This is a genomic window from Limnohabitans radicicola (assembly GCF_014837235.1).
Lineage (GTDB): Bacteria > Pseudomonadota > Gammaproteobacteria > Burkholderiales > Burkholderiaceae_C > Limnohabitans_A > Limnohabitans_A radicicola.
The window spans coordinates 1-4,420 of the sequence record NZ_JACYFT010000013.1; the positions used below are offsets into that span (position 1 = coordinate 1).

The 4,420-nt window shown below is 67.9% G+C and carries 2 protein-coding genes; both read left to right on the forward strand.

Annotated elements, in window-relative coordinates; genetic code table 11:
* Positions 1-3,665: Ig-like domain-containing protein (locus IC609_RS16000; RefSeq protein WP_191820530.1), on the forward strand; the 3,665-nt coding region annotated here is incomplete at its 5' end.
* Positions 3,665-4,420, forward strand: a 756-nt coding sequence (locus IC609_RS16005; RefSeq protein WP_191820531.1) for a hypothetical protein, incomplete at its 3' end; no start/stop codon positions are given. The genes IC609_RS16000 and IC609_RS16005, both read left to right, overlap by 1 nt.

Here is a 4,420-nt window from a genome sequence, read left to right on the forward strand (position 1 = left end):
TCAACACTCTGGCGCAGCTGCAGGCGCTGGCCAGTGCGGTGGACCGGCTGATGCTCACCGTCGCCGGGGGGCAGCCGCTTGTGGCACTGACGCCAGAGGACCTGGCCTTGCTGGGCATCCGGGGGGTCAGTGCCAGCCTCTGGCCAGAGCTCCTCAATGCCTTGGTCGCTCAGGGCGATGCGGGCGGCTCGGTCAATACCGTGGCCAAGATCCAGGCGCTGGTCGATCCATTGAGGCCGCAGATCACGGGCACTCTGGCGCTCAGTGGCCACGCAGAAGAAGGCGGCACGCTCGCAGCCAACACCAGCGGCATCATCGATCCGGATGGGACAGCGCTGACATTCAGCTACCAGTGGCAGGTGGCCGATACGGCCGACGGCAACTACACCAACATCAACGGTGCCACCACCAGCAGCTACGCCATAGCACCAGACCAAAGTGAAGTGGGCAAGTTCTTGCGGGTGGTGGTGACGGCCACGAACGCCGACACCGCCAGCAGCGCCAGCTTTACCAGCAGCCCCAGCGCAGCGGTGGCCAACGTCAACGACGCGGCCACGGGCAGTGCCGCATTGAGCGGCAGCGCACAAGAAGGCGGCACACTCACAGCCAACACCAGTGGCATCCTCGACCCGGATGGGACAGCGCTGACCTTCAGCTACCAGTGGCAGATGGCTGACGCAGCCAACGGCAGCTACACCAACATCAGCAACGCCACGAGCAGCAGCTTCAGCATTGCCGCAGGCCAAAGCTTGCTGGGCAAGTTCCTGCGGGTGGTGGTGACCGCCACCAACGACGGCACGGCCAACGGCACCAGCTTTGCCAGCAGCCCCAGTGCCGCCGTGGCCGATACAACGCCACCCGATGCCGTGGACTTGTCGGCCAATCCGGGGGTGCAAAGCACCGCCGATGTGGCATTCAATGCCTCAGAGTTGCGCACAGGCAAGGCTTTGCTGTCTGGTGTGCAGGTGCCTGCAGCCAGCGATGTGGGTGAAGTCCGCCTGGTACTGGGCGGCAGCTGGCAAACCCAGGCCGGGGCGGACCAAATGGTGCTGGACAGCGCACGGTCCTTGAATGCCGACTTCAGCGCCCAGAACGTGAGCCTGGGCGGTGTGAGCGGTTGGGCTTGCCAGTACACCGCCAGCAGTCGCACCCTGGTGCTGCGTCAGCAAGGCGGTGGGGCGATTCCTGCAAACCAGCTGGATGATGCGCTGGCGGCCCTGCTGTTCAAAAGCAGCAGCGCCAGCACGGCATCGCGCAGCCTGAGCGTGGCGTATGCAGACACAGAGGGCAATGTGGGCGCGGCGGCCACGGTCAACTTGCTGCTCGATACCCGGCCCACGGTGGCTTTGCGTGCGGATACCGGGCGCGATGGCAGCGATGGCGTGACCAAGGATGCGGTGTTGTTGATCTCTGGCCTGCTCGAAGGGGCCACCTGGCAGTACCGCACCAGCAGCACAGGCAGCTGGATCAATGGCACAGGCACGGCGGTCAGTTTGGTGGGCGCGACCTACCTGAGCGGGCAGGTACAGGTACGCCAAAGAGATGCCAGCGGCGTGTTCAGCGCCGAGGCCATGATGGGCGCATTCACCATCGACACGGTTTGGCCCACCAACCCGGCCCTGCGCTTCAGTCAAGACACCGGGGTGAGTGCCAGCGATGGCTACACCCAAAACGGTAGCTTGCTGGTCAATCGCTTGGAGACAGACGCCACCTGGGAGTATTCGGTCAATGGCGGGGCGAGTTGGCAGGCGGGCAGCGGCACGGGCTGGACTTTGGCGCCGGGGCAGTACCTGGCCGGCACGGTGCAGGTGCGCCAGACCGACCGGGCCGGCAACACCAGCACCAGCGGCAGGAACGGCATCAACTGGCAGGTGGACGATGCGCCGCCGCAGGTGAGCAGCTTGACCGTCAACGGTGGCAATGCCCTGTTGCTCAAGCCCGGCCAGACCAGCACGGTGCGGCTGGTGTTCAATGAACCGGTAGCGCAACTGAGCGCGGATGACATCGCCGTGACCGGCGCGACGGTCACGGGCTGGGCCAGCGGCGATGGCGGCACCACCTGGACCGGTGTGCTCAGCCCAGCGGCCATGACCCTGGCCACGGGCGTTCGCCTGACGCTGCAGGGGGCGTACGTAGATTTGTCTGGCCGCAGTGGTCCCACGGGGGCACAAAGTTCGGCCTTTGATGTGGACACCGTGGCACTGGATGCCAGCCGGGGATTTGCGATCACCGGCGCCCGGGTGGGCGACTACAGCGGCGCGTCGGTGGGCTGGGCGGGCAATGCTTGGGCAGCAGATGCCAACGACGCCAAGCAAGGGGTGCTCATTGGCAGCCCCAACTGGCGCAGCAGCGACGAGGCCGAGTGGGCCGAAGGCGCGGTGCATGGCGTGCTGGGGCGCACGGCCACTTCAGACCTGGACTTGTCTGCGCTGGAGCCGCTCGCAGGCGGGGTGTGGACACTGGGCGAGGCCGAAGCGGCCCTGGGCTGGAAAACGTTGCGCGTGGGCGATGTCAATGGCGATGGCCGTCAGGACCTGGCCTTTGCGGCACCCTATGCCGATGCAGGCGTTGGTGCCGATGCCGGACAGGTGTGGGTGCTGCTGCAAAGCGGTGCCTCACTGGCCGATGTGGCGGCCGGCACGGGTGGCTGGGCCATGCAAGGTCTGGCCGAGGGCGACGCCCTGGGCTGGAGCGTGGCGGCAGCCGGTGATGTGGACGGGGACGGCTATGACGATGTGCTGATGGCCGCGCCCTATGCCGACGCCAGTGCCGATGCGCTGGACGCAGGCCAGGTGATGCTGGTGCGCGGCAGGGCCGACGGCACGGCAGGCGCCAGCACCGTCTGGAGCAGCCCCAACGCGGGCGACTGGCTGGGCTTTGCGGTGGCCGGTGGCGGCGACATCAATGGCGACGGCCTGGCCGATGTGCTGCTGGCTGCGCCCGATGCCGATGTGGTGGTGGGCAGCGACACGCTGACCGATGCCGGACAGGTGTATGTGGTCTACGGCAGTGCCACAGGCATGGCCAGCCTGGCCGATGTGCGCTCGGGCACCGGTGGACGCCTGATCAACGGCTTTGCCGAAGGCCAATCGCTGGGCCACGCGGTGGCGGTGGTGGGGGATGTGAACGGCGACGGCTATGCCGACATGGTGGTGGGCGCCCCCGACCATGCCTCTGCACGCGGCGGGGCCTGGCTGGTGTGGGGCGGTGCAGACGACACAGCACTGGAGCTGGGCAACCCCGGCGACCGCGCCGTCTATCTGTTCAATGGGCAAGACGATGTGGCCCAACTGGGCTATGCGGTGGCGGCGGCCGGTGACTTCAATGCCGATGGGTTTGCCGATCTGGTGCTGGCCGCACCGGGCACCGACGGCCCGGCGGGTGCGCAGTCCGGGGCGGCCTATGTGGTGTTTGGCAAGGCCACAGCCCGGTGGGGCGCCAGCCTGGATGTGACCCAGCTGCGCCTGGGCGATGGCAGTGGCCTGGTCTACCACGGGCAAGCGGCAGGCGACGGCGCAGCAGGCATGGCGCTGGCCGGTGGCGGCGATGTCAACGGCGACGGCCTGAGCGACTTGCTGGTGGGCTTTGCCGCAGCGGCGGGAACCCGGGGGGTGACGCAGGTGCTGCTGGGCGATGCGGTGTACCACAGCCAGGTGGTGCTGTGATGAATCGACCGGCATCAGGTGCGCATGGCGGCAAGCTGGTGGGGGCCTTGTCATGGGTGGTGCTGGGGTGGGCAGCTGCCTGCGGCGCCATGGCCTGGACACTGGACGGTGCCTCGCTGGGGGTAGGTATGGCCCAGCAGCGCTGGCACGAGCACACGGGCACGGGCACGGGCAATTTGCCGGTGTCTGAATCGGGCCAGGGCCCTATGCTGGCCTGGGGCCTGCAAGGCCATGCTGGCACGCTGGCGGGGGCCACGGTGCGCTGGCATCTGTCTGGCCTGGGGCAGCAGTGGGCCAGCGACTACACGGGCTTCAAGCAATACCCCGATGGCTCAACCCAGCCCTGGCAGCAAAGCAACGACTGGCGCAGCGCGCAGGCGATGGCGCAGCTGGAGGCGGCCTGGCCGATGCGGCCCGGCTGGCAGCTGCTGCTGTCGGGGGCTTTGCAGGCGCAGACGCAAAGGCGCGACTTGCGCCAGTACCGGGAACACATGCGCCAGCACAACGCGCTGGCAGGCGTGGGGCTGCAGTGGCAAGCGGCGCCGCAGTGGCGCTGGCGTGTGCAGGCCTTGGAGCCGCTGGGGGGCGCATCGGGTGCGCGCTTGTCTGCGCCTTCTTTGGGGTTTGATGCCGACATCCAGGCCCGCACGTCCATGAGAAGCCTGGAGCTGGCCTGGCAGCCGGAGGCCACCACCCCCATGCCAGGGCGCAGCGAATGGGTGCTGCGCTGGCAAGAGCAGCGCACCCAGTGGGGC